The following is a 26081-nucleotide window of genomic DNA, read 5'->3' as shown; positions in this document are numbered from 1 at the left end:
ACGATGGGAGTGAATAGGATCCGCTATGAGTCGCATATTGCTGATTGAAGATGAAGAACGTATCTCCCGCGTCCTGCAGCTGGAGCTTGAGCATGAAGGCTATGAGGTGCTTATATGTGGGGATGGACGATCCGGACTACAAGCTGCCACAAGCGAACCGGTATGGGATCTCGTCCTTCTTGACGTCATGCTCCCAGAGCTCAACGGACTTGAAGTGCTCAGGCGTATTAGGCAGGTAAATGCCGCCCTGCCTGTCATCCTGCTGACCGCACGGGATGCCATTCCAGATCGTGTCAGCGGGCTGGATTTAGGCGCCAACGACTATGTCACGAAGCCTTTCGCAACGGTAGAGCTGCTAGCTCGCATTCGCAGTCTACTCCGGCAGAAGAGCCTCCACGAGCAAGCTCCCGAACAGGATCATTTGCTGAAAATCGATGAGCTCAGCATGGATTTGAAGAGCCGCGCCGTCACGCGTGAGGGCATTGCTATCGAGCTAACGCCAACGGAGTTTGATTTGCTGCGTTTCCTGATTCAGCATCAGAATGAGGTGATGTCGCGGGAGCAGATCATCACGGAGGTGTGGGGCTATGATTTTATCGGGGATACCAATGTTGTCGATGTGTATATCCGCTATTTACGTCAAAAGGTGGACAAGCCCTTCACCACCAAGCTCATTCAGACGATGCGCGGCATCGGCTATTTAATGAAATCAGAAGCTCAAGAAACACCATCTGAAGCCGGTTCCCCACCTGCAGACGGGAAGGAATCCGTATGAGCCTAAGACTGAAAATTACGCTATGGGTAACCATTGGATTAATGGTGATTCTTTTCTTCAGCTTTACCTTCGTGTATTACATGTTTATTCGCGTCACTACGAAGGGCGAAATTGATCTATTGAAAGATAAAGCCAGTGCTTTGCTGATAAAGGACCTGCCCAATCATCCAGAGTATTGGAAAGACAATATGCAAATGGATGAGCTTCTGATCCCGCAAGAAATGCTGCGGTATATTACGCCTGACTCGAAGGTTGCACATCAGATTTATTCAGATAAGCTTCTTGTCAGTTATCCAGCTATCTATGCGACTGAAGCGTCCGAAGCCTTAATAACCGATGCCGATGGCATTCTACTATTCGTTCGGACACCCGTATACGAGAAAGGCGAACAGGTCGCCCTCTTAGAAATAGGCCGAAATCTGAGAAGACTCGGCATGTACTCCGAGATGTTGATCTCGATTCTTGTTTTGACTTCCATTGGTGCGCTCATCTTGGCTCTGATCGGGGGTTATTTCTATACGAATGTGTTGTTTCGCCCGCTTCAACAATTCATCGCAACCATGCAAAACATTGAGAAAAGCGGTTCATTTCGTCACATTGCAATGCCAGCTAAGCAGGCAAACGACGAATTAATGATACTTGGCGCCACCTTCAACCGCATGATCGATCGGCTGCAGGACATGTTTCGTAAACAGGAGCAATTCCTCGCCGATGCGTCCCATGAGCTTAGAACGCCGCTCACGATTATTGAAAGCTACGCCAGCCTACTGCGGAGATGGGCTTCCAGCAATGATCAATTGCGGGAAGAGGCACTGGAAGCCATTGTTTCTGAGTCAGCCCAGCTCAAGCTGCTCACACAGAATCTGCTATCCCTCACGGATACCAACCGTGAAAACTGCGAGCAGAATACGAGCTTTGACCTTCTACCGCTGGTCGAGCAAACCGCGGCCTCGCTCCGCGTCACATCTTCACGCGAGATTCGTGTCCAAACGGAGCTCGATATGCAAGAACTGCCGATGTCGGGTGATCCCTATCAGATTAGACAGCTGATTATTATTTTAATAGATAACGCATTGAAATATAGCCAACAGATCGTCGACATCCGCATCAGTTTGAATGATTCGCGGGTGACCATCAGAGTCATGGATCAAGGCATTGGCATCGCCGAAGAGGACCTGCCGCACATCTTTGACCGCTTTTATCGATCCGATAAAGCTAGGAACCGCAAACAAGGAGGAGCAGGACTGGGACTCGCTATTGCCAAGCATATTGTGCAGAAGCATCAAGGTACAATAGAGCTCCAAAGCAGTATGGGACTAGGCTCCACAGCAATTGTAACGCTTCCACAATCCTGTCAATAAGAACATTATAAGGGGATTCTCATCATTCTCTCAGAATTGGTCTTTCCCCTTGGTATAGCACGAATTCCAGCATACCGTGGTAAATAATAGGGCAATTTTCATCTGCTATACTGAGTCTCAGGTGGACAACCACCTCGCAAGGTTTAACTCGACTACGAGTCAACTGATCAAGATTCTTGCAGCACATCATTTGAAGTTTCCATTACTTCAATGCAAGATAGCTTGCGAAAATTCAGCGAAAACTCTAAGGAGGCAACCCCATGAAAAACCCACAAAAAGCTTGGTACAAAAAATTAGTCGTTACGGCATTGTCCGTATCTATAGGATTATCAGTAGTAGCAGCAGGTGCACCAGGTAAAGCGGAAGCGGCTACTTCAACAGAAGTAACCAATGCTACAGCACTTACAGCGTCAGCAACGTCGACTTCAAGAGGCAGCCAAGTCATTTCTATCGGTAAAAGATATTTAGGAACACCTTACAAATTCGGAGCTACGGCAGGTCAAACACGTAACTTTGATTGCTCTTCCTTCACGCAATATGTATTCAAAAAGGTTGGCGTTAGTCTGCCGCGAACATCCCAACAACAGGCTCGTGTAGGTAAGTATGTATCCCGCAGTAACCTACGTGTAGGCGATTTGGTATTCTTCTCGATCCCTGGTAAGCCAGGCGTCATTCATCACGTTGCCATCTATATGGGCAATAACAAAATCCTTCAAACCTACGGTGCAGGCGGCGTACGTATTACGGATCTTAATAGCGGTACATGGTCATCCCGTTATATGACAGCACGTCGCGTGTTGTAAAGTGATTGAGAGTCCGAACAGATGGGAATTATCCATCTATTCGGACTCTTTTTGCGTGAAATTCCCTAGTAGCGAATGTACGCCTCATGGTAGTTCTCCTTCAAACCGCGCTTACGAACCTTAATCTCCAACAGTCGCTGCTTATAGGTTACATTTGCTGATCTTGGCAGTATGAGCGTTGGGACCTTCACAATACGATTTTTACCATTCGTAAATCCCGTCAGCTTAATTTGATTTGATTTAACGAACACTTGGAGAGCTCTTGGATTTTCTTCTTTGGCAATTTTCACTTTGATAATGACATGCTCATGCGTCTCAAAAATTTCTGTGCCGATGGATCCAGAGGATGAAATGCTGGCATCCATACCTGGCATTGCTTTTTTCAGCATGTCCTGTACATATCCTTCAGCCCACGTCATATTATCTAGAAAGGTCTGCCCTTTTTCGGCGAACGGCAACTTTTGTCCAAGAAACTTCTCAACCTGTTCCCACTTCAGCCAAGGATGGCGATTAAATCCGCTCAAGCCCATCACCTCATTTTGCTAACAGTATATGTGCCTACCTCCCAATGTGACACCCTCCCGAAAATTCAGAGCACCTCTAGGCGGATACCTCATATACTGTAGGTGTGATAACGCAAGGGGGATCGGATTATGCCAGCTATCGTCGGGAATGTGAAAATTATTAGTGTAGGTTCCAGCTCTGTCGTTCATTTCGGCGATTCCTTCATCATCTCACCGACCAGCTCCTCTAAGACATTCGCCGGAGCAGGTTCATTTAACACAGGGGATTTCCCGCGTGTTTATAATACCTACAGCACGACGGTTACCAACGATTCTGACTTTATTGATGCGAATGCGAGCGGTAATATCCTCTGACAAAGGTCAGACAAGAGCGAGGTGTTCCACGGAAAATGAACTGGACCATCCATCAAACCATTATGATTCAACAGTTAAAAGTTAACTCTGTCGCCAACTCATCCGTCCTCCAGATTGGCACCGCTGGATCAATTCGTTCGTTGTCTAATCTGTACAATACAGGCGGTTTCGTAGAGCCTGCTCCCGAGCTAGGAACGAGTGAGGTAAATCCCATAGCACTTGTTCCTTTGCCGCCAGCAACGTGATTCTAACGAGACACGGAAGGAGGTGCTTTTCCAAATGAATAACGCGATCACGTGGCAGCAATGGGCCCAGCAGATTAACACTTATATCAACATGCAGAATCAACGCATTGAGAAGCTAGAACAAACCGTAATCAAGCTGCAGACGGATCTGAAGATTTTGAAGGAAGAGAAGCGAATTCACATTGATAAAATTGAATATAATTTTGATCAACTGAAGGTTGAAAAGCTAGATGGGACGCTCACGATCGGCATCAGCCCCAGCGCAATAGATCAGATTGAGGATTTCAGTGTGAACGGTAACTCCTTGAACAAAAATGATAACGGTGGCGGCATGGGCGCCGGGGATATGAATCCTTTTTACCAAGGCGGACAATATCAGGGGACAGGACCCAATGCGGGAATCGGCGCGGCTCCAGAGGCGGGACGCGGAACAGCTGCAAGGCAAGGAAAAGACATACAAGCGGATGTTACTAGCGGCATTGAACAATATTTACAGTTTGGTGTGCAGGCCGATATCAACAACCTTGAACATAAATATCAGCATCCACTTGACGAGGATTACAAAGATTTGATTATTGATGATATTCGTAAGCAGCTGGATACGCGTATTCAGCATTATGTGAATCAATACCGCGGCGTTGGGTTCAAAGAACCGTTGGAGGCTGTAACCAATAACATTATGGACAAAACGAAAAATGACATCCTCACTGCGATTGAGACTTACATATCCAGTCTGCCCAAATAAATGGTCGTCCTGGGCTGGCGCGTTTAACATTTTCGAGGAAAGAAGGATCAGCGATGTTTAATTTACATGTGGAAAATAAACAAATCTGTGTCGGCGATGTCCGTATTGTCGGGGTAGCGAGTGCTTCCATTTTCCTGATTGGCGATACGGAGGTCATTTCCTTATCTTCGATGTTTGATACACCACCGGAATCTGTCATCATCGCGCCATTCGTTCCACTTCCATCGGAGGGATAACCTATGGCACGCCTATCGATTGTTGGCAACATCTATATGCATAGCATAGGCTCAGCAAGCACAATGCATGTGGGTGATAATGTCTACACGGCCCTGCAGAATAGAGTCTTTGCCGTTCAACGCGAAGTGCCCATCTATTATGGGAATGAGGGCAGCTTTGCGGCATACCACTTCTTCCAAAGGCCTTTCCCCATGCCTCAGCCTCCTGAACCTTTCACAATGTGTGTGGATAACTTAGGAAGCTATATTACAGTTCGAAATATTCGCATTCTTGGTGTTGCGGCCTCCTCCCTCTTTCAGATTGGCAGCAACCGCGTCAGCAGATCCGAAACACGAGTCAAAAACATTCGTCAATTCGTGACCGATAAACCAGGACCCAAAGGACAAACGACGTTCGTCTATACAGGGACCGAAGACGTCATCGGTAATATCCCGCCTAAGCCATCATCTGCAGCAGTAGCAGAAAACAAGCCGCCACATATTGTGTATGTTACTCAGCAGCAGACTCAGCAGCAATCACCACCTGCTGCACCATGAACGAAGAGCCCGTCCCTCTTGCAGGGGCGGGCTCTTCGTTTTGCCGGCTCACTTCGTGAGCAGCGGCTGGGCGCGGCTTAGCAGCGCCGCCATCTCCGCGCGCGTCAAGGACGCGCTCGGGCGGAACGTGCCACCCTCGAAGCCGTCGACAAGGCCCCTGCTGCTCATCGCAGCAATGGCCTCTGCCGACCAGCTGCCAGCTGGCACGTCCGTGAACTTCTTCGCTACGCCGCTACCCGGCGTGGTCAGCTTTAAGGCGTGGGAGAGCAGCACACTCATCTGCTCCCGCGTCATGCTCTGATCGGGCGCGAAGCGATCGTTGCTGATGCCCTGCATCAGCCCGCTCTGCTGCGCGATCCGGATATCCTGCGACGCCCAGTGGGTCGCAGGCACATCCTTGAACGCGGCGCCAGAAGCCGCCTCGCTCTTTAAGCCGAGCGCGCGTACGATAATCGTCGCCGCTTCAGCCCTTGTCAGCGCTGCGTCGGGCGCGAACGTGTCTACGGCTGAGCCGAGCATCCAGCCGCGATTCGCGGCGTTCAGGACATCAGCCTGCGCCCAGTGCTTTTGCATATCCGTGAAGTAAAAACCATCCGCCCAAAGCTGAAAGTAGCTCCAAGTATCGTCAGCTTCCTGATTCAAGCTCCAGCTACCAGTTCCTTTCAACTGATATTTCCCAACTAGCTTTAGCTTAGCTTTGATCGATTGTTCGTTGTCGAACCACACTGTGTACGTCCCAGCTGCTAACACCTTGCCATTCACCGTTGACTTCGCATCCGTAGATTGAATCGTAAACGTAGCAACAGGCGACTGACTAGCCGTGTCATAACGTACGGTCCCGCCATATTGATCTATAAGCTTTGGAATGCTTTTGGTAGATATCCCCGCGCCATTGGATGCGGGATCTTGATTCCAGTAACGACCGTACAGCGGAATGCCTAGCACAATTTTATTCGCAGGTGCTTGGGACAGCGCATACTGAATGGATTTCTCGACAAAGGGTAAGCTAGCAACAGGACCCGGCGTAGGATCGCTAGGATAGCTCTCATCATAGGTCATGACCATCAAATAATTACTAACCGCAGCTAGTGCTTTATAGTCATATAGGGCGAGCCAGCCCGTCGTAGCTCCCGTCGGATTCGCCGCCACCGCGACAGAAACCTCCATCGTACTCGGCAGCTGTTCACGCAGCTTTTTAACGAAATCCGTGTACTTTTCACGGTATGCCGCGCCTACATTTTCAATATCTAATTGTATGCCATCGAGATTATTGGCCTTGATACTAGCTACAAGTTCTTTAACCAGCGTCTCGCGCCCTTCGATCGCTTTTTCACCTCGTGCAGAGTCGAAATCATTGCTTAGAAAAGGGACAACCTTCTTCCCTTGCTTGTGCATCTCCGCTATGAAAGAAGCTTCCAAATCGGAGACTTCTAAGCTGCCATCTTCCTTTATATGAAAATAACTCGGCGACACCACATCTAAGGTTTGACCGCTTTTATTTACTTGTGAGATATAAGAGCTCGGCGCTCCAGAGAACAAATAGGACATATTAAACTTCCCCTGAGCCGCGGTAGCCCCAGCTAGAACCTCATGCTTAGGCATAAATGTTACCTGACACATCGCGCCGACAACGACTAGAGCAACGACAAGCTTTCGCCATCCACTTCTTGAGTTCATCTTGTCTCATCCCCTATTCTATTCGCCGATTTGATACACTCTATCATCCTAGAAAGCTACCAAAATCGCTACGAGTAAATACTGGGGAAACGCAAAAAACCGTTACGGACAAGGGTTTAACCCTTGCCGTAACGGTTTGTCTCATCGTGTGTCTGTGGCTATAGCAGATAGTCCGTGATTATAAAATTGATAGTGATTTCGCCCCTTGCCCTTTACTTGGTACAAAGCGATATCAACTTCCTTCAGCATTTGGGTTGCATCCGTTTGATCAGACTGATACATCGTAATGCCCATGCTGACGGTTGATCGAAAAGCTTGCCCCTGTACATCCCACGCCTGCTCGACACACGCTATGATGCGCTGGGCAATACTTTCGACATGCTTCCTGCAATCCACACCCGGTAATAATATCGTAAATTCATCCCCGCCCATTCTGGCGAAAATATCAATTTCTCGTAGACAGCCCTGGATCCGGGCGACAAATTCCTGCAAAAAGGCATCCCCGATATCGTGTCCCATCGTATCATTGATGATTTTGAAATCATCGATATCTACATACAAGAGAGCAAAGGCACGATCCGATCGGTTGGCCTGCTGCAGCAGTCGATGCAAATGTTCTTTAAACAGTCGGCGATTCGCCAAGCCTGTCAGCGGGTCATGGAAAGCCATAGTAACGAGGCGACTCTCATGACTTTTGCGCATTGTACTGTCCTGAAGCGCGAAGGCAATCTCGATAAGCTCGTCCTTGTCATCACAAAGAGGGATCACTGTGCACTCCAACCATAGGTGAGTCCCATGGGTACCTTTCGCTCGAAACTCCAGTTTACTGCTAGTTTTCGTTTGTAAGGTATGCATGAACAATTTATATACATCTGCGCGAAACTCCGAATCAATCGCCTCCATGATTTGTCCGGCATGTTCGGGTACATATCCGAGAATCTCATGAAACCGGTTAGAAGCGAAAATTAAATTACCATGCACATCTAACTGGCAATACAAATCCCATGCCTGCTCGATGATTTGACGTGCGAGAGACGCCTTCGGCAACTTTGAATATTGGATAAAATCTGAACCCGTATCATTAAGCATAACTTCTTCCGCCCCCTCTTATGCTTTACATAGAGACTTTGGTAGCTTAGCATGATTACATAAAGATAAACTAAAATCATTCTTAAATTTAAATCAATAAATCGTCGAAAAATGGCGATTACTGTCATTAGCAAGACGCAAGGAAATTTCGTCGACCTACTTTATACCTAATTATCCCTACTAAATATGCTAGAACTTTTCCCTTTGGCAATAAAAGGATAGAAATTACCAGGAGAATCGTTCTATAATGTAGGTAATGTAGGTAGAAGTTGAAGTGGGAACACCCTTCTTACTTAGGAGTTGTTTCATTATTGAGGGGGATTTTTCAATCATGGCGGGAGAAACAATTTTAATCGTTGATGACGAGCAAGAAATTGTCCAATTAATTCAGCTCTACTTGGCTCGTGAAGGCTACAAAGTAATCAGTGCCAATAACGGACATGATGTATTTGGAATCGTGCGAGAACATCGACCTGATCTTATTATTCTGGATATTTTGCTGCCAGGACTTGATGGTATAGAGGTGTGTCGACAGCTCCGCAAAACGAGCAATACGCCAATCCTGTTCATTTCGTGTAAAAGCGAGGATATTGACATCATTCTTGGTCTCAGCATGGGCGGCGATGATTATATGACGAAGCCGTTTAGCCCAAGTCAGCTCGTGGCCAGAGTCAAAGCTCTCCTCCGTCGGAACTCGATTCGAGAGCAGCATCAGGATGATCCGCAATTAGTCAAATTCCCCGGACTAGAAATCGATCTCGTTAGCCACATCGTCCGAGCGAATGGTCAAACGATCTCCCTTTCTGCCAAGGAATTTGACTTACTGTCCCTCATGGCCAAAACACCAAATCGCGTTTATAAAATCGAGCATCTGTTTGAGCTTATCTGGAGCTTGGACAGCATGGGCGATCCACGCACACTCATTGTACATATCAGCAATCTACGTAAAAAAATTGAACTTAATCCAGCTGAGCCTCGCTACATCATTACGGTAAGAGGCGTTGGGTATAAATTTAACGGATCCGCTGTATAAATTTAGCGATTCAACCAATTGGTTATGAGTTGCTGAAGAGGTACAGCGGCCGCGGCTATGACAAGTGCTGGCAGCATATTCGCCACGTTGATTTTTTTGATTTGCAAAATATTGATACCTACGCCGATTACAAGGACGCCGCCTACCGCGGTGATCTGGACAATCATCGCGTCCAGCGACGCTTGGCTGAACGCCATGGCGATCACTGTAGCTAACAATGCGATCGTTCCTTGCATCACAAAAACGGATGCCGCGGAGAAAACAACGCCAATCCCCAATGTCGATGCGAAGATGATGGATAAGAACCCGTCGAGCAGCGACTTGGTGTATAAAATATCGTGATTATGCCGCAGGCCGCCATCCAATGGACCTAATATCGCCATGGCGCCGATGCAATAGATGAGTGTACAAGTGACGAAGCCTTCCGATATGCTGGCTGGTGCTGCTGGATGAGACGTCGGTTGCTTGCTCATCTTGGTCTGAAGCCAGTCGCCAAGCTTCGTTAGATTGGCTTCGATCCGCATCAACTCTCCGAGAATACCGCCAACCACAATACTCATGATAACGATCACGATTTGATCTGATTTGAGTGCCATTGTAATACCCAACACAGTTATTGCGAGCCCTAGGCCCTGCATGACTGTGTTTTTAATACTTTCTGAGATGCGGGGCAGCAGCATGCCAAGTAATCCTCCGATAATAATGGCCACTGCATTCACGATCGTCCCCCATAAAGCCATGCCTTTCATTCCCCTCTGCGTACAAACTATGATGACCTTCTCATTCTACATGATTCTTCTCATAATTTCCTAGCTCGTTGGAAATGGTAAGGATAAGCAACAGGAAAGGAGGCATGGAGAATGTCTAAAGACAAAACAATGGATCCCATGACAGGCGATACGGTTGAAACCGACGGTATTTATGCGAATGAGGCTGGGCAAGAGGTTACGCTTAAACGAGGTGATGAGTTTCCAGCCGATCTTGTTCTAGGACGCAGCACGTATGAGCTGCAAGGCTTTGCCGATGAGGCGGAGATTGATCACGATCAGTCGGAGCTTAACCCTATGCGTAAGCGCGTAGATGCACGAACCTAGTTTGACCGAGCATGTTTCTCTAGCTTGATTTGATGTACAGCTGAACCGAGCAGCCTCCATGGCTTCTCGGTTTTTTGTTCGAAACATACGGTCCTGCCAGGACAGCGTAACCGTTTATTCCAACTATGTTATACTAATGGGATGATATTGTTTATTTTGCCCTGGGGGATACGGATATGACACGCATAATAATAATTACAGGCGGCACACTGGGTGATTGGGCCTTAGAGGAGATTCGTTCGGATGATATCCTTGTAGGCTCCGATAGGGGGGCGCTGTTTCTCATTCAAAACGGCTATAATCCTCATATTTCGATGGGGGATTTCGACTCCGTGACTGCTGACGAGCTCGCCATTATTCGAGCTTCGAGCAAAGAGTTCATTGATTGCGATCCGATCTACAAGGATCTGACGGATACGGAGATGGCTTTCAATTGGGCGCTGGATCAACATCCGAGCCAAATTCTGCTCGTCGGCGCGTTAGGTACGCGGTTCGATCACTCGCTTGCCAATGTGCATTTGCTCCGCAAAGGCATGGCCCAAGGGATTCCCTGTGCGATTATGGATGCCAACAATCTCATCATGGTGATCGATCAATCCACACGCGTACGAAAGGGTCCATACACACATATTTCGCTGCTCCCTCTTAGCTTGGAGGTCAAGGGAATCACGCTGCACGGCTTCCAATACCCCCTCCAGCAAGCGACACTTGAAATCGGGATGTCGCTTGGCATCAGCAATGTTCTCCTTGAGCCAGAGGGGCTCATCGAGCTGTCATCAGGCCTATTGCTTGTTATTCAGAGCAAGGACTAGAGAGAAAGTACATAAAAACTTGGAAATTCGACACTCTCATCTACGCCATAGGGCATAATGAGCACAAAGAAACGCCAGCTGCTTAACAGTTGGCGTTTCTTTTATGCTCATACAAATGTGGCTAGACGCCTGCCCTACATCGCAGCGGCGAGCTTTTGCACAAACTGCTCCAGATAGCGCTGGTCGATGTCGTCGAATCGGCTGAGGCTCGGGCTGTCGATGTCTAGTACACCGACGAGCTCGCCGCCCGCAACAATCGGGATCACGATCTCCGATTGCGAAGCTGCATCGCAGGCGATATGCCCAGGAAATGCGTGGACATCGGGAACAAGCACAGTTTCCCTGCGCTCAGCGGACGTACCACAAACCCCTTTACCGAAAGGGATTCTCACGCAAGCCGGCAATCCTTGAAAAGGTCCCAACACGAGCTCCTTCCGATCAAGCTGCTCATCCACCAAGTAGAACCCTACCCAGTTCACGTCCTCCAGAAATTGCCCAAGCAATGCAGACGCGTTCGCCAGATTAGCAATGCGGTTCGGTTCATCATGTATCAAAGCTTCAACTTGCCCAATCAGCAAGGTATATTGTTCTTCTCTAGTTCCACTATAGTTCGATTTCGCAAACATCTGTCATCATCCTCTTCTACCTAGTCTATCTTTCATCATACCAAATGAATGGCATCACGCCAAAAGATAGCGGAAACAGACTAACTCTGGCGCGATAGCCTCGATCGGCAGCCACTTAGTCGATTATTTCGACGATCTCAGACCGCAGAGCGCTTTTTCCCTCGAGTTAGTCGATTATTTCGACGATCTCAGACCGCGGAGCGCTTTTTCCCTCGATTTAGTCGATTATTTCGACGATCTCAGACCGCGGAGCGCTTTTTCCCTCGATTTAGTCGATTATTTCGACTAAAACTGGGCACTCAGGCTGCTTTGGCGGTCACTAAGTCAAAAATCGACTTAACCTGCCTCTCATGCGTAATCGACCGTCCGTAAATCGACAAATGTCGATTTAGTAAAAAGGAGAATCGGCTGACTCAGCCGACTCCCCTATATTATTCTTACTTTTGCCCATCATATAAATCAACTTGTATGTATAACTTATCCAAACCTTTTAAGAATGAATGATAGAGAAAACGATCGTCTTCCCATCCGACTCCAACCGTGTTTCCACCGAGAAGTTGCCTATTTGCGTCGTTGTTGTTTCGAGCTCACCTTTCGCTGCTGCACGCTCGCACGCGTCCGTAAATTGACGATTAAAAATGTCTGCGTCATACCCAAATAGGAAATCTGTGAACTTGCGAATGCTTTCCGTATTGCGGGCAAGCACCCCATCCTCCAGTTGTACCGTCACCCCATAGGTTGCAAACTGTGGATCCAACCATAGAGAAGCTTCGTTGCTGTTGCGCGCTTCTGCCGTTGCCCCGCTTAAAGCTTGTGCTTTGGCTTCCGCATTCCGAAATAGACGCAGTGTCGTCTCTTCCAAATCATAATTCGTCCCGCGCAGCTTGCCTGCCTCTTCCATCACTTCATACGCTTGCAGCATGCGCTCATCTGGGAAAACGAGCTTCTTATAGCTGCCATCCTTGGTAGGTACTACTTTAATAAAAGCGTCGTTATCGTTCTTCACGATGAGCCGCTTCGATTTCGTTTGCAAACGTGTAATGATTTGCAGTGCTTCCGCACGTGTCACATATTGCCCTACCCCGAAGTAACCGTTCGGATACCCTTCCATGATCCCTTTGGTCATCGACTCGCCGATAAACTTCTGCTGTCTGCTCGTTGCGCTCTGCAGATCGCCGAATTGGGATGCGGCCTGAAGACTGTACGTTTCATCCTCCAGATATTCGGTTTCCTTCAACAAATAGTACAAGATCTCTGCAACATCTTCCCGCTTCAAGGAAGCTTTATAATCAACGAATTGTCCCTTGCTGATAAAATGAAGGTCGCTTGCCAGATCCAAGTAGGGCTTCGCCCAGTAACCGACGGTGTTCGGCTTAAACGTGAAGTCCCGGTAATCCTGCTGCAAAATATTTTGATTACTCGCACTTAACGTTTGCAAAAAGCTTGTTTTCCACTTCCGTTCGCCATTCGGGAACTTATCTGTGAAGGCTAACAGCACAATTTTCACAAATTGGTCTGCGGTGACAGTCTCATCAGGTCGAAAAGTCCCATCTGGAAATCCATCAAGTAAACCCTGCTGTACCATTTGAACGATCGTCTGCTCCGCCCAATGTCCTCCAATATCCTTGAAGCCCGCCGCTTCACTTCTACCTTGCAGGCTACCTATCGTTAATAGGCAACCGATTGTTGCAATCGTCAGCCATTTCGTCCATCGTTTCATCGCATTTTCTCCGCTTCTATGCTAATTTTCGGCACTCACTTCCACCATTCTCTAGGATAAGCCTTCTACTAGTCTTTGAGAACATGCTAAAAAGCCTATTCACCCAGGCCGGATATGCCCACCCTTACTGGGACTATAGCCGTATAAAATGGCAAAAAGACCCTGCCCTCTACTAGGTAGAAAGCAAGATCTGCTATTTCGAACGATGATTAACCTTTTATTTTGGTGCCTGCTACCGCCTTGGCAGAGTTGTAGTAACGCATCCAGTCGACGATGTACATCATTTTAGCTAGGTAATCAGGTGCACTCCCTTGTAAATGGCTGTACTGCTCTTCTTGCAGTAATTGGTGCAGCTCGTACCCCTTCGTAAAAAGGGCCTTGGTGAATGCTTCTTCTGTTTGGGGCTTGTAGAGATCCGTTCCTCGAGAAAGTTCAATTTCCTCAATAATCGTGCCGCGATAGTAGGGGTAAACATTCACCTGCAGGCCCATATCGATGTAAGCTAAACCTGTATATTCAAAAGGAAGCCAAATTAAATTCGTTTTCTTGTCTTCTAGCTTCACGGTGTACACTAAACCTAAGTTCAGGGCAATCGGCTGCGGATAATTACTTATTTGTCCGGATCGCAAATGATCTGCTATATGCTCAACGAAATTCATGCTGCTCTTCCTCTCCAAAGGATCTAGTCCTTCCTTCATATTGCGTGCTATGGCGCTTCGTTGTCAACTCCTACTTCTTCTCTTGTCTAGGTGCTTTTTCCTGCCAATTACGACCTAGCCTATTAGGAATTCCTTCATTCGGATTAAGTCATGAACAGACGGATGAACGAATACGTTCAGATGAGGCGTAAAGGGGCGGCGGCTTACGAATGGTGTGAGTAAAACTGTGGAAAGTGTTTATTTACCAATGAACTTTTCACGACTTCATGCGTCTATATAGGAGAGGTGAGAGAATTGGAAACGACCGGTGTCCATGTATTTGATTATTTGAAGTACATCGCAGAAACAACAGATCAGAAGGTGATCCTTCGCAATTTAATGGAAGCCTACGGAAATGATGTGTGGAATTATGCATTCAGCATTTGTCGCAATAAAGATGCAGCCGACGATATTGCTCAAGATGCTTTCTTAAAAGTATATCGCAATCTGACGACTTTCCGTGGTGAGGCTGCGGTAAAAACTTGGTTGCTTACGATAACCCGCAATACCGCTTATGATTATATGCGCAAAGCTTTTTGGCGCAAGGTGACCCTTGTAGGCTTCGTCCAATCGGGTGGCACCACAAGCTCCGCAGAAACAGAAGCGGTCGAAAATTTATATGCAAGTGAGATTTGGCAAAAGGTTATGTCTTTATCCGCAAAATATAGAGAAATTTTAATTCTTCATGCGCATTATCAGATGACCACCAAGGAAATGGCAGCTATTCTGGCCATCTCGGAAGGAACGGTTAAATCCAGGCTTCACCACGCCAGACTTAAGGTTCTTAGTCTGAAGGAGCGTGAAGCGCTTGAAAACTCCTGATCCGGATGACTTCCAGAAGCAATTGGAAGATGGGCCCCTTCAGCAGAAGGGGTTCACCTCCAAGCTTCAGCGTGACATTGAGGAAACGATTCGACACAAGGAACGAAACAAGTCCAAGGTAAAGCCTCTTCTCTGCGTCGCTGGTTTGGGTACTGTCTTAGCTCTCGTTCTTCTTTTCCCATGGCATACCCTGCATACGCAAAGCGAGGCGGCGGCTCTCGAAGGGAAACTGATGACGGCGGAAGTAACTGTCTCCACTCCCCCTCCTGCTCCCATCAGTACAGCGCTGCTAATTGGACTACGGACGGAGCACGAGCCTTCCACAAGCGATCCAGGAAGCGTTTTGCCACCGCTTCGTTACAGCACCTATCGGACGATGCTCATAGCGCCCGTTCGCGGGCAATTGCAGAAAACCTCTGAAGGAACAGGCATTTTGATGCCGTATAAGCAAAATTTCTGGAAAATTGACTCCGTCACACATACGACGAGCAAGGGTGAGTCTCACTATTTATCTGCTCATTTGGCAGATCAGCCTGCTAAGTCTGAACGCTTCGCGACACCAGTTGATCAGGAGTTCAATCGTGTTGAAACCCTGTTGTTTGCAGGCAACCAATATGTCTCTGTTGCTGAAACTGAGGAAGCTTGGAATGGCAATGCCCCTTACCGAGCGGATCGCATTTGGGTGCGTACACTCCCACAGTTGAAGGAAGCGCGCACCATGCAATTCTACAAAAAGCCAGTGGACAAGAATCATGTGTCTATTATGGATGTCTTTGGCGGCGCAAGTATAAATAGTGAGCTTGCCTCGATGTCGAGCGTCGGAGACAATGCGTCAAGTGAGGTTTCTGGGCAGAGCTGGACGGTGCAGCGTGAGCCAGGCCAGTGGGTTGGCAAAGTTGCTGAAACAACAAAAGTTGGTTTATCAAGACCTGATTCTTACGTGCTTCGGGATTTCCCGCGCGAGCTACCGGATAAAGTCGTCAATCACGACGATATCTGCTGCTCCTGGAGCAATATCAAGGCTTCGTGGCCGCAAGCCACGGATGTGTTAACCTCGCCGATGGACGATATGCTTGTCATTTTCGAGGGAGATAAGCTCAAATTCTACTCCTACGGGCAGGCACCCGGCAGTATGCCTCAGCTTACCTTGGATTTGCAGCCTGGCGAACAGCTTGTCATGGCGCAATGGGCCACCGATCACTATGTCCAGGAATGGATTGAGAAGGTCGGTCGCTATTTGTCGACTGAGACTGGGATCGTGAGCAGGAGCCCATCGACAGCGGCAGCCAAAGAGAGTGCTGCCACTCGCTGAAACATAAATACACAACAGCATGATGCAAAAACCCGCTACGTCTCTCGGACATAGCGGGTTTTATTGCGCTTTCAGCTTCGCTGGTGATTACCAGCCTTTGCGATCACGCAAGCTCGTGATATGAGCAATATGATGATTGCCATGCCATGCGTAGTTGCCAACATTCCAATCCAGTCGAATGGTATTCCCTGACTCTGGATGGACGAACGCACGTGCAAACTGCTCCTGCTGCATATCGCGAAGAAGGATCATCCAGCGGCTGTGCAAGGCGTCTAGCAGCGCAAGCGACAGCTCTACTGGCGCGGACTTCCCGTCGCTAAGCTCAGCCCAGCGATCCTCGTAATACGGCCGAATCGTCGGCTCTTCTTCTGTCAGTGCCAATTTGAACCGTGTGTAGCTGTTCATATGGCTGTCTGCGACGTGATGTACGACCTGACGGAGCGTCCACCCTCCTGGGCGATACGGAGTGTCCAGCTGCTCGTCCGAGAGCCCAGCGACAGCCTCACGCAGTCTGCTTGGCGTCAGCTTAATATCAGTCATCCACTGCAGGAGCTGTGACTCCGAGATTTCACCTTCGTGTTCAAACAATCCGATCGGGAAACGCAAAGTATCCATATGACCAACCTCCTGAATATTGAGTCAATTCAACTTCTACTTCTAACATACTTCAACCATCTTATCTAATCAATTTCTATCCTGCTGCTACCCTATTTCTATCCTATACCTAGCCTTTAGCTCAAACTATGCCTAACCTACCACTCCTACAGCTACGCCTTGTACGCGTCCATAAAGCCCTGAACAAAACGGGGATCCCACTGGGTCCCCTTCCCCTCCGCGAGAATGGCCATTGCCTTCTCGACCGGCATTCCCTTCCGATACGGACGATTGGACGTCATCGCATCGAACGCATCGGCTACCGCAATGATGCGGCCAAACACAGGGATATCCTGGCCCTTCAGGCCATCCGGATAACCGGCACCATCATAGCGCTCATGATGTGAGCGCACGCCTGGGAGCAACGGAGCCATCGCCTCGGCGGGCTCAATCTGCTTTAAGATCGATTCACCCAGATCAGGGTGACGCTTGATTTGCTCGAATTCCTCTTCGGTTAATCGGCCATCCTTCAAGAGAACCGCATCGCGTACACCGATTTTGCCGATATCGTGCAGCAGCGCTGTCTTGTTCAACCAATCTAGCTCCTGCTCGCTCAGGTTCACCGCTCGTCCAATCAGCAAGGAGTACTCGGCAACGCGCGTTGAATGCCCTGCCGTGTACGCATCTCGAGCATCGAGAGCTGCCGCAAGTGTAGCATAATAGCTCTGCAGGAGCTGATTGTTCATTTTTTCACGGGCATCAAGGCCCTTCACCATATGGTTAAAGCCCGCAAACAACCGCGAGAACTCATCCGAATATAAGTCGGAGGCTCTTACTTGGAGATCACCGGACTGAACTTGCTTCATCACTCTATGTAAATCTTCAATCGGCTGTTGAATATCACTGGCCAGCATGCGTGCACCTAAAGAGGAGAAGCCGACGCCCAGCAAAAGAATAATTGCCGCCCACTTCCAATAATCAGCGATCAGCTGGGAGGAATCCACGCTTGTGCTCAACCGAATTTGCGTTGCTAAGCTAAAAAGAAATAGCGGCATCGTGCCGATAAGAAATGCACTCAGCTGAAACTTCCGCCCAATCGATACGATGACGCGTCCATCCAACGAGACGTCTTCGCCATAAATCCGCTGCCCTAACTCGCGTATATGTATCAGCATGGGCCGAATGGCTTGCGCGGTCGTAAAAAACTCAAGCAACGCATGCATACTTGCTATCAATATGGCCCCTATGCCCGCCAGCCCGACATAAAAAGCAGGCAGTGTCAACCAACCCCACGCAATCCCCAAGCTTGCCATGGTCATAGCAGGAATAGATAATCCCAAAAAGTGCGGCCCCATAATCCGCATTACCGACAAGGCAGGGAAGCGATGTGTCTGTAGATATGCCGCTCGAATTGTCGCCAGCGATGGCGTCTCTTGACCCATCATTTCGCGGATAGGCCTCATGTGCCTCCGAAAAACCAGAAACTCGGCAAGCATCATCACGCATAACGAAGAAATCATAATAATAAAAACACGGAATAATTCAACGCCCGAAATCGTGAGCGTCGTCGAAATAATGACCCCGCCTACAACAAGCACAGCAATACCCGAACCCATCATATAATTTCGTAAAAGATCACGTAGAAATTTCCTATATATAAGCATACGACTCCCCGCCTCTATTCAAGCTATCCTCACTGCGAAGTAGACTCGCATCCCCTCCATTGTATCGTAATCTGCTAAATTCCGCTTGCTATCTCTATGATTAGAACAGGCATTCTACCATTCTGATTAAAAGAAATAGGCCATACTCTATAAGTGAGAGTATGACCTTGATTGTTGGGTGCGTGTGCGCCCGGCCCCCATCCTTACCCTTCCCGTTTCAACGTCGGGTCGGCATCCGTCCCCAAGAACGCGCGTGCCAAGTCGGTCACGCTTTTGCCTGTGAGTGTCTGGGTGATTTCCGGCACCTGAGCGATCATTTTGGCAATATCACCAGTGATCCGATTCACGCCAGACGTCGAGCCGTCCTGCGAAATCACGGTGATCTTATCCACGTTGCTCAGCGGAGCCGCAATTTTCTCCGCCAGCTCCGGCAGGATGCGGAGAATTTCAACCGTAACCGCAGCCTGCGTGTACTGTTTGTAGGCTTCCGCCTTCTTCTCCAGCGCTTCCGCTTCCGCAAGCCCCGCTAGGCGTACAACTTCGGCGTTCGCCTTCCCTTTGGCAAGCTCCGCTTCCGCCGTGGCCTCGCCGCGCTTTCTCGTCGACTCCGCATCCGCCTCGGCTTCAAGAATTTGCCGCTGCTTGCTTACCTCAGCGCGCATGATGGCCGCCAGCTTCTCCGCTTCAGCCGGCTTAATAACAGAAGCCTCAAGCTCCTTCTGCTTCAGCTCGACCTCGATCTGGCGAACGGTTTTGTTCGCCTCCGCTTCCATCTGACGGATACGTACCTGCTCCGTCACGAGCAACTGCTGAATTTGCTTTTGCTTCAATTCATATGCCAAATCCGCTTCCGCCTGACGACTCGTCGTCTCCTGCTTGAACTCGGCTTCCTTCATGCTGAGCTCCTTACGGTACTGGGCTTCCTTCGCGGACGCGGCACTCTCCGCTTCAATCGTCAATTGATGCGCTTCCGCCTTACGAATGGCCGATTCCTTTTCCGTATCCGCCTGCCGAATTTGAATATCTCGCTCTACTTCAGCTTTGGCAATGCTCGCGCTTTTGCGAATCCGCTCCACCTCAGGTACACCCAAGTTCTCGATGTAGCCCTGATCGTCAGCCACTCGCTTCAGCACGAAGGAAATGAGATTGAGCCCCATTTTATCCAAATCCTCTGAACACGTTTCCCTCATCTTGCTGTTGAGCTCATCCGGGTTCTTGAGAATGGATTCTACCGTCAATTGCCCAACTAACCCCCGTAAATGCCCTTCTACAGAATGCAAAATCATCGCTTCCCGCTCCGCCATCGTATGATCGAGAAATTGCTCGGAAGCGGTTGCGATCGCGATGGGATCACTTTGGATTTTGATTTGAGCGACAGCTTCGATCTTGAGACGAATACCTTGCAGAGAAAACATCGGCTGATCTGGCTTCACATCAAAGCTCGTGAGCATCATTGAGATGGTTTTGTAGCTCTGAAAGCCGGGGATCACGAACGTCCCGCCGCCTTGCACGACCCTTTTGCCACCTAAACCATACACGATCATCGCCTCATTCGGCGGCACTTTCTTATATGCTTTAACAATTGAAGCCAGTAAGATAAAAACAACAACCACAATAGCAACTACCATAATAAGTACGGAATACATCATATCTGCCCTACCTCCCAATCATTCCTAACTATTGTTTAAAGCAAGAACCTGCTAGTCAAATTCACTAAATTCCGTCACCGTACCAACACCTTTGCTTATGTTCAAAATAACAACCTTCGTCCCTTTCGCTAGGGACTCACCATTCTCCGAACGAACACTAATGGAGCGAGTGGTTCCTTGGAGCACATACACCATTTCACCCATGCCTTTCCCGATAATCGGAACTGTCAGCTTACCTAACTGACCGCTAAGCTCAAAATCGCTCTCCTTCATGCTGTCATCATGCTTATAAATGACCTTGGCGTACAAAAGGAAGAAGAGCCACGCCATCACAAAACCAGCAGCAATGGCAAGGAGTAGAATGAGTACACCACTCGTCATGCCAACCTTGTTAAGGATGTACCCCATGCCGCCGAACACGGTCAAACCCGCGAGCAGCGAAGACATGTTGAACATCGAGGGTCCACCATGCCCCTGTCCATGTCCATGCGCACCACCAGCATCCCCATGCAGCTCGAAACTGTCTACACCGAAGAGTGTGATAAGCAGCGTCAGTACGAGGCCTACAAAAAAACAAACAACAAACAATGTCATCATCGGCTTTTACCTCCCACATAAATATAGACGAAACTGGGAATAAAAGGTTTCGTTTCAAGCTTGTACAAAAAAAATCCCCCCACATAAGTAGGAGGATCTCCGATAGTTTAACTGTCCAAGCAGAACAAACGACTAGTTATACAAGAGCTATTCAACTACTCGAACAAAGTTCGTCTCTAGCTGTCATACCAGCAGATCAGCATAGAAAGCTTGCTTATCTCTCCTTAAAAACTACCTAGAAACACACAATTTAACCAGTCTTAACCGCGCCGCGGCGAAATAAATAAAGCAGTATCTATGAACCCGCAGGATGTACACGTCTTATTCCTTCGATGCCAAATTCAGTACGCACAAGGGGATACCGCACAAGCAAGAATAGAGCTTCAGAAGCTTAAACAGCAGTTTCCATTCCGGACAGACATTCAAACTGAACTTGAGAAATGGAAGGTTTCCCGCTAAGCCAATTAGTCCAATATAGCCGATATAATTTAGTAATTTGTTTCTCACTACCACTAATAGTCCGATTCCGGCGCATTAATCGCCCATTTTCTCGAGCAGTTGGTTGTTTGGGTTAATTTAGGTCCGTTTTTTAGGACTATTCGAGGAATTCTGCGTTGCAAAGTGGAAATAGTTCGTTGTTTTCGGATTAATGGGAGTAGAGAAGGGAAATTCACTTCACAGCGCATCCTTCCGATACTTCTTGCGTATAATCTTTCGATGGCTTATCGTTAAATCTATTAAAACTAAGGAGTAGATTATCTCATGCACACAAAAAAATGGACTTGGTTAATTTCGGCAGCAATGGTAATCATGATGTTGACGCTAACGGGTTGTCAATCAATACAAGGCCTGGAACTGGCGAAAGCCGTCCAAAATGGCGCGTCTGTGAAGTCGTCCGAGTCAAAAGGCACGCTGCAGTTTGATCTCGTTCCTAGCGATACTTCAAAGCTAACAGCAGAAGAAAAAGCAGCGTTTGCTGCCCTGCAAAATGTCAAAGTTGAGCTTGCTATCAAAACACAAGACAACCAACATGCATCTGTAGACGGCACAATTATTTACAGTAAGGGTACGATTCCTTTCAACATTGCCACAGAAGGTACAAAGATAAACCTAAGCATTGAAGGCTCTAAAAAGCCGGTTGTCATTGATCTTCTAGGCGGCGCGAATCTTTCTTTCTTGAAAATATTACCTAAGGCAATTCAAGAACAATTCGGTAACAAACTTCTTGAGATTAAACCTGGTCTTATCGGACTCATTTTAGGAAATACCCCTGATCCAGATTCTATTACCATTTCACCTGTAACGGATAAAGTGAATGGCGAGTCACTTTCCTTACAAAAAGCACATGTTGCGCTTAGCGGCACGGAACTAGCCTCTCTCCTGCAAAAGCTGCTTGCTAATGTCCTTGCAGATGAAAAAGGCTTTAAAGAAGTGCTAAGTCAGTTGTATGATGCAATGGAACCCGTAATCCAAGAACAAATCAAAGCCGGAGATACGAGCCTTACGCTGCAAATTATGACCAACAAAGAACTTGCTCTTAGCGTGGTGTATGACCCTATTCACAATCTTTTAGCGGGATTGGCTGATTCCTTAACCTCAACAACAGGCTTATTCGATCCTAACGCTTCCCTTCAGGCAGATGTCTACATCGATGGAGATAAACAAGTTCGCAAGCAAAACCTAGCATTGAACCTCCCACTTACAGACTCCAAGATTGGTGCTTCAGCGGTTAAGGTTTCCTTTGTAAATGAAACTTGGAATTTAAATAAACCTGTAACGGCTAGCACGATTAATACATCTGGTGCACTTCCACTTAGCCTGGATGCTACAGCGATCTTTAAGCTGCTAGCTAACCAAGAGAAGCAATCCACGTTGTACAAAATGCTGAAAGATGATCTGAAAGTAACGAAAAAAGATGTCAATATGGCTACCGATGGATCTGGAGCTACGGAAGATGCGCTGCAACCATTTATTGATGCGAATGGCAAAACGATGGTGCCTGTACGCTTCGTCTCTGAGCAACTTGGTGCTGAGGTAGGCTGGAACGGTGAGCTTCGTCAAGTTACGATTACAGACTTCATCACGGGTCGGACGATTCTGCTAACGCTGGATAGCAAGCTTGCCACAGTAAACGGCGTTGCTGCTCCTGAGCTAGAAAGTGCAGCGACACTTTCTAACAATTCTACTTTTGTACCTATTCGCTTCATCGCTGAACAGCTTGGCTGTATCGTCTCCTTCAATGACGACACCCGTGTCGTCACCATCCACCGAGACTAAAGCAGAAAAGAAGCGCATGGGCAATCACCCTTTTCGAACGGCTGAATAGTCTAGAAGTGAACCTAGGCAAAAAGCCTGCTGCGGAGGCGCAGTCGTACGCGAAGGAGTGACCGTTTATGTATAGCAACCCTATGCAACCCCATGGGCCGCAAGGTCATCATGGACATCATGTTTTGTACCAAGCAGAACCCAATTGGCAGCACATGATGAAACAAAAAAGAGATGGGATCATGCATGCCATCCATCCGCATTTGGGCCGTAAGGTCCGTATCACCACAATCGATGGGCATACACATGAAGGTGTCCTGATTAATGCAGATGGTCATCACGTGTATCTTCATGTCGACCCTCATCATGGACACCATCATGGTCATAACAGACCGATCTATACACCAGCTCAATATAACCAAATAATAACGCTCGTGCTCTTTGAACTCTTAGTCATTCTTCTACTTGCCTAAAAAACAAAAGCTCGCTCCTCAAGGTCCTCAGGGCCAAGAGTGGCGAGCTTTTGTATCTGGTCAATGCTGCATGGAGCGTTTGAAAATAACTTTGATGTTTTTTCAGAAAAGTGGAATAAGCTTCCCTAATAATGGATATATTATCAAAGCTGCGTTAATGATTTACGAACTCTTCGGAACGAGTTGATTCCGCCGATGAGGAGCGCAGGCACAAATTATTGTTGGAGGTTTATGAACACATGGAAACTGGTACGGTGAAATGGTTTAACGCAGAAAAAGGGTTTGGTTTTATCGAAATGGAAGGCGGTAATGACGTATTCGTTCATTTTAGCGCCATTACAGGGGAAGGTTTCAAAAGCTTGGATGAAGGCCAACGTGTGCAATTTGAAGTTGTTCAAGGTAACCGCGGACCGCAAGCTGAAAATGTAGTCAAGCTGTAGTCCTTCATCACATATTGCTTTAACTGCTTGCGCGTCAGAGTCAATTATGACAAGGAGGAGTTCGATTGTATTTTTCAAAAAAATCATTGGAACCAGTACCGGAAGAACAAACCAGCATCTGGACCTGCAGCACTGATCAGTGCTCTTGCTGGATGAGAGATAACTTTTCTTTCGCCGATAGTCCCGCATGTCCGATTTGCAATTCATCCATGGTCAAGGATTTAAAGATGCTCCCCACCTTATCGAACACAAGCAGCAGGCGATGAATACGTGATCGTTTGTGAGTATCAAGGCTAGAAAAAGCTCTCACCGACTCCGCAAGGAGTTGTTGAGAGCTTTTTTCTTTAATATGCGCTCATTCGCCACAGCTTAATCGGCCTTCGGATGTACCATCTCTTCCGGCCGGACGTAGCTGTCGAATTGCTCAGCTGTTAAGTAGCCGCTGCGCACAGCCGACTCCTTCAGCGTCAGCCCTTCCTTATGGGCTTGCTTCGCAATGCTGGCTGCCTTCTCATACCCAATATGCGGGTTGAGAGCGGTAACCAACATGAGCGACTGCTCCAGATTGCGCTGAATCACCGCGCGATTCGGCTCCATGCCTGCGAGGCAATGGTCATTGAACGAGCGCATGCTATCGGCCAGCAGCCGCACGGACTGCAGGAAGTTGTGGATGATAACGGGCTTGAACACGTTCAGCTCGAAATTGCCTTGGCTGGCGGCGAAGCCGATGGAAGCATCGTTGCCCATTACCTGGCATACGACCATCGTCATCGCTTCGCTCTGCGTGGGGTTGACCTTGCCCGGCATGATCGAGCTGCCGGGCTCGTTCTCCGGAATCGTGATTTCACCGATTCCGCAGCGGGGACCGCTGGATAGCCAGCGAACATCGTTGGCTATCTTCATTAAGTTCGCCGCCAGCGCCTTGAGCGCGCCGTGGGCGTAAACGATCTGATCATGGCTGGTCAGCGCATGATATTTGTTCTCGGCCGAGACGAAGCGCGTGCCCGTCTCGCGAGCCAGTGCTTCGGCGACGCGGGCGCCGAATTCGGGATGCGCGTTCAGCCCCGTACCGACGGCGGTGCCGCCGATCGCGAGCTCGCGCATCGTATCCACGGCGTTGCGCACCATGCGCGCCGTATTGTCCAGCATCGCCCACCACCCGCTGATCTCCTGCCCCAGCGTAAGCGGGGTAGCGTCCTGCAGGTGGGTGCGGCCGATCTTAACGATGTCGGCGAAGGCCGACATCTTGGTGTACAGCGTCGCCTGCAGCAGCTCCAGCGCAGGCAAAAGCTCTTGCTCCACAGCGATGACACCGGCCACGTGCATCGCGGTCGGGAACGTATCGTTCGAGCTTTGCGAACGATTCACATCATCGTTGGGATGGATGCGCTGGGCGCCATCCCCGAGCAGTTCGCTGCCTCGGCGGGCGATCACCTCGTTGACGTTCATGTTCGACTGCGTCCCGCTGCCCGTCTGCCAGACCACGAGCGGGAACTCGTCGTCCCAGCGACCCTGCACGATTTCATCGGCCGCTTGCGAGATCGCCTCCGCCTTCTCCGGCGGCAATCCGCCGAGGTCGCGGTTGACGTGAGCGGCTGCTTTCTTGAGCAGCGCGAAGGCGCTTATTAATCTTATCGGCATCCGTTCGGTGCCGATTTTGAAATTTTCGAAGCTGCGTTGGGTCTGAGCGCCCCACAACTTATCCACAGGCACTCTGATTTCCCCCATGGTATCTCGTTCTATCCGATATTCTTGCGTCATATATGCCCTCCATGGTCAGTCCGAACTACATCATCTTTACTTCATATACCTACGAATACCTACACGTTGGTAAGCATAAACATGCATGGGATAGTTTCCCCCCATTATTGGCGAGTTATGAGCCGCAACTGGTTATCTTGCCGAAGGACGAGCTATAATAATAGAAATTGGAGGA

29 protein-coding genes are annotated in these 26081 nt (G+C 48.5%); 17 read left to right on the top strand and 12 right to left on the bottom strand.

From position 1 onward, the window contains the following. Positions 1-25: 25 nt before the first annotated feature. The 3 genes from AC1DVJ_RS05975 (at position 26) to AC1DVJ_RS05965 (ending at position 2939) form a co-directional block, all read left to right on the top strand. On the top strand, positions 26-775 hold the full coding sequence (locus tag AC1DVJ_RS05975; RefSeq protein ID WP_477589126.1) for a response regulator transcription factor: 750 nt from the start codon (positions 26-28) through the stop codon (positions 773-775). Continuing rightward, entirely contained in the window at positions 772-2136 is a 1365-nt protein-coding gene (locus AC1DVJ_RS05970; protein WP_477589125.1) for a sensor histidine kinase, read from the top strand. Before AC1DVJ_RS05975 ends, AC1DVJ_RS05970 begins: the two co-directional genes overlap by 4 nt. A 260-nt stretch (positions 2137-2396) precedes the next feature. Next, entirely contained in the window at positions 2397-2939 is a 543-nt protein-coding gene (locus tag AC1DVJ_RS05965) for a C40 family peptidase (RefSeq protein ID WP_477589123.1), read from the top strand. Positions 2940-3004: 65 nt separating this feature from the next. On the opposite strand, the gene AC1DVJ_RS05960 is transcribed toward AC1DVJ_RS05965, so the two are convergent. Next, the gene (locus AC1DVJ_RS05960; protein WP_477589122.1) at positions 3005-3463 is read right to left on the bottom strand and encodes a hypothetical protein; all 459 of its coding nucleotides are present in this window, start codon (positions 3461-3463) and stop codon (positions 3005-3007) included. Between the two features lie 129 nt (positions 3464-3592). On the opposite strand from AC1DVJ_RS05960, the gene AC1DVJ_RS05955 reads away from it, so the two are divergent. From AC1DVJ_RS05955 to AC1DVJ_RS05935, 5 genes are read left to right on the top strand one after another with little or no spacing between them, the layout of a single operon-like run. Continuing rightward, a complete protein-coding gene (locus tag AC1DVJ_RS05955) occupies positions 3593-3817 on the top strand; it encodes a spore germination protein (protein ID WP_056610720.1) in 225 nt (74 codons plus the stop codon). A gap of 35 nt (positions 3818-3852) precedes the next feature. Then, complete coding sequence (locus tag AC1DVJ_RS05950; RefSeq protein ID WP_477589120.1) at positions 3853-4062, top strand: spore germination protein GerPB; 210 nt, start codon at positions 3853-3855, stop codon at positions 4060-4062. A 34-nt stretch (positions 4063-4096) separates the two neighbouring features. Beyond that, the gene (gene gerPC, locus AC1DVJ_RS05945) at positions 4097-4807 is read left to right on the top strand and encodes a spore germination protein GerPC (RefSeq protein WP_477589119.1); all 711 of its coding nucleotides are present in this window, start codon (positions 4097-4099) and stop codon (positions 4805-4807) included. 53 nt (positions 4808-4860) lie between these two features. Continuing rightward, a complete protein-coding gene (locus tag AC1DVJ_RS05940) occupies positions 4861-5043 on the top strand; it encodes a spore gernimation protein GerPD (protein WP_477589118.1) in 183 nt (60 codons plus the stop codon). 3 nt (positions 5044-5046) lie between these two features. Beyond that, positions 5047-5580, top strand: a complete 534-nt coding sequence (locus AC1DVJ_RS05935) for a spore germination protein GerPE (RefSeq protein WP_477589117.1) — start codon at positions 5047-5049, stop codon at positions 5578-5580. A 48-nt stretch (positions 5581-5628) separates the two neighbouring features. Here AC1DVJ_RS05935 and AC1DVJ_RS05930 read toward each other — a convergent pair whose 3' ends face one another. Beyond that, positions 5629-7257 carry an S-layer homology domain-containing protein gene (locus AC1DVJ_RS05930; RefSeq protein ID WP_477589116.1) on the bottom strand — a complete coding sequence of 543 codons (1629 nt, stop codon included), beginning with the start codon at positions 7255-7257 and terminating at the stop codon, positions 5629-5631. A gap of 141 nt (positions 7258-7398) precedes the next feature. Then, complete coding sequence (locus tag AC1DVJ_RS05925; protein ID WP_477589115.1) at positions 7399-8346, bottom strand: diguanylate cyclase domain-containing protein; 948 nt, start codon at positions 8344-8346, stop codon at positions 7399-7401. A gap of 331 nt (positions 8347-8677) precedes the next feature. Here AC1DVJ_RS05925 and AC1DVJ_RS05920 point away from each other — a divergent pair, with 331 nt between their 5' ends. Continuing rightward, positions 8678-9379: a response regulator gene (locus tag AC1DVJ_RS05920; protein WP_477589113.1), complete on the top strand. Its 702-nt coding sequence runs from the start codon at positions 8678-8680 to the stop codon at positions 9377-9379. Between the two features lie 2 nt (positions 9380-9381). Here AC1DVJ_RS05920 and AC1DVJ_RS05915 read toward each other — a convergent pair whose 3' ends face one another. Further along, positions 9382-10119, bottom strand: coding sequence for a DUF554 domain-containing protein (locus tag AC1DVJ_RS05915; RefSeq protein WP_477589111.1), 738 nt, complete (start codon positions 10117-10119; stop codon positions 9382-9384). Positions 10120-10239: 120 nt separating this feature from the next. Between AC1DVJ_RS05915 and AC1DVJ_RS05910 the strand changes: the two genes are divergently transcribed. After that, on the top strand, positions 10240-10473 hold the full coding sequence (locus AC1DVJ_RS05910; protein WP_477589110.1) for a hypothetical protein: 234 nt from the start codon (positions 10240-10242) through the stop codon (positions 10471-10473). 176 nt (positions 10474-10649) lie between these two features. Then, on the top strand, positions 10650-11285 hold the full coding sequence (locus AC1DVJ_RS05905; protein WP_477589109.1) for a thiamine diphosphokinase: 636 nt from the start codon (positions 10650-10652) through the stop codon (positions 11283-11285). A gap of 134 nt (positions 11286-11419) precedes the next feature. On the opposite strand, the gene AC1DVJ_RS05900 is transcribed toward AC1DVJ_RS05905, so the two are convergent. The 3 genes from AC1DVJ_RS05900 to AC1DVJ_RS05890 all read right to left on the bottom strand — a co-directional run bounded on the left by AC1DVJ_RS05900 (position 11420) and on the right by AC1DVJ_RS05890 (position 14329). Then, positions 11420-11911 carry a GAF domain-containing protein gene (locus AC1DVJ_RS05900; RefSeq protein ID WP_477589107.1) on the bottom strand — a complete coding sequence of 164 codons (492 nt, stop codon included), beginning with the start codon at positions 11909-11911 and terminating at the stop codon, positions 11420-11422. A 490-nt stretch (positions 11912-12401) separates the two neighbouring features. Beyond that, positions 12402-13631 (bottom strand): S-layer homology domain-containing protein, encoded by a 1230-nt coding sequence (locus tag AC1DVJ_RS05895; RefSeq protein WP_477589106.1) that lies wholly within the window; start codon positions 13629-13631, stop codon positions 12402-12404. Positions 13632-13840: 209 nt separating this feature from the next. Next, positions 13841-14329 carry a hypothetical protein gene (locus AC1DVJ_RS05890; RefSeq protein WP_477589104.1) on the bottom strand — a complete coding sequence of 163 codons (489 nt, stop codon included), beginning with the start codon at positions 14327-14329 and terminating at the stop codon, positions 13841-13843. Positions 14330-14584: 255 nt separating this feature from the next. On the opposite strand from AC1DVJ_RS05890, the gene AC1DVJ_RS05885 reads away from it, so the two are divergent. After that, positions 14585-15151, top strand: a complete 567-nt coding sequence (locus tag AC1DVJ_RS05885) for an RNA polymerase sigma factor (protein WP_477589102.1) — start codon at positions 14585-14587, stop codon at positions 15149-15151. After that, a complete protein-coding gene (locus tag AC1DVJ_RS05880) occupies positions 15138-16463 on the top strand; it encodes a hypothetical protein (RefSeq protein ID WP_477589100.1) in 1326 nt (441 codons plus the stop codon). The genes AC1DVJ_RS05885 and AC1DVJ_RS05880 overlap by 14 nt, the downstream gene beginning before the upstream one ends. Positions 16464-16550: 87 nt before the next feature. Here AC1DVJ_RS05880 and AC1DVJ_RS05875 read toward each other — a convergent pair whose 3' ends face one another. The 4 genes from AC1DVJ_RS05875 to AC1DVJ_RS05860 form a co-directional block, all read right to left on the bottom strand. Beyond that, complete coding sequence (locus AC1DVJ_RS05875; protein WP_477589098.1) at positions 16551-17078, bottom strand: YfiT family bacillithiol transferase; 528 nt, start codon at positions 17076-17078, stop codon at positions 16551-16553. A gap of 152 nt (positions 17079-17230) precedes the next feature. Continuing rightward, a complete protein-coding gene (locus AC1DVJ_RS05870) occupies positions 17231-18721 on the bottom strand; it encodes an HD domain-containing phosphohydrolase (RefSeq protein WP_477589097.1) in 1491 nt (496 codons plus the stop codon). 203 nt (positions 18722-18924) lie between these two features. Next, complete coding sequence (locus AC1DVJ_RS05865; RefSeq protein ID WP_477589095.1) at positions 18925-20370, bottom strand: flotillin family protein; 1446 nt, start codon at positions 20368-20370, stop codon at positions 18925-18927. Between the two features lie 51 nt (positions 20371-20421). Next, entirely contained in the window at positions 20422-20967 is a 546-nt protein-coding gene (locus tag AC1DVJ_RS05860) for an NfeD family membrane protein (RefSeq protein ID WP_477589092.1), read from the bottom strand. Between the two features lie 762 nt (positions 20968-21729). Between AC1DVJ_RS05860 and AC1DVJ_RS05855 the strand changes: the two genes are divergently transcribed. The 4 genes from AC1DVJ_RS05855 to AC1DVJ_RS05840 all read left to right on the top strand — a co-directional run bounded on the left by AC1DVJ_RS05855 (position 21730) and on the right by AC1DVJ_RS05840 (position 24411). Beyond that, positions 21730-23244 (top strand): copper amine oxidase N-terminal domain-containing protein, encoded by a 1515-nt coding sequence (locus AC1DVJ_RS05855; protein WP_477589091.1) that lies wholly within the window; start codon positions 21730-21732, stop codon positions 23242-23244. Positions 23245-23360: 116 nt separating this feature from the next. Next, positions 23361-23705: a hypothetical protein gene (locus tag AC1DVJ_RS05850; protein ID WP_477589089.1), complete on the top strand. Its 345-nt coding sequence runs from the start codon at positions 23361-23363 to the stop codon at positions 23703-23705. Positions 23706-23944: 239 nt separating this feature from the next. Beyond that, positions 23945-24145 (top strand): cold-shock protein, encoded by a 201-nt coding sequence (locus tag AC1DVJ_RS05845; RefSeq protein WP_028555458.1) that lies wholly within the window; start codon positions 23945-23947, stop codon positions 24143-24145. Between the two features lie 65 nt (positions 24146-24210). Next, positions 24211-24411 carry a cold-shock protein gene (locus tag AC1DVJ_RS05840; protein ID WP_081787428.1) on the top strand — a complete coding sequence of 67 codons (201 nt, stop codon included), beginning with the start codon at positions 24211-24213 and terminating at the stop codon, positions 24409-24411. A 103-nt stretch (positions 24412-24514) separates the two neighbouring features. Here AC1DVJ_RS05840 and fumC read toward each other — a convergent pair whose 3' ends face one another. After that, positions 24515-25906 carry a class II fumarate hydratase gene (fumC, locus tag AC1DVJ_RS05835; protein WP_477589087.1) on the bottom strand — a complete coding sequence of 464 codons (1392 nt, stop codon included), beginning with the start codon at positions 25904-25906 and terminating at the stop codon, positions 24515-24517. Between the last annotated feature and the right edge of the window lie 175 nt (positions 25907-26081).

This window comes from Paenibacillus sp. P4_A9 (genome assembly GCF_056402415.1).
Note: the sequence above shows the minus strand (reverse complement) of the source record. Positions and strands in the feature narration are given on the sequence as shown.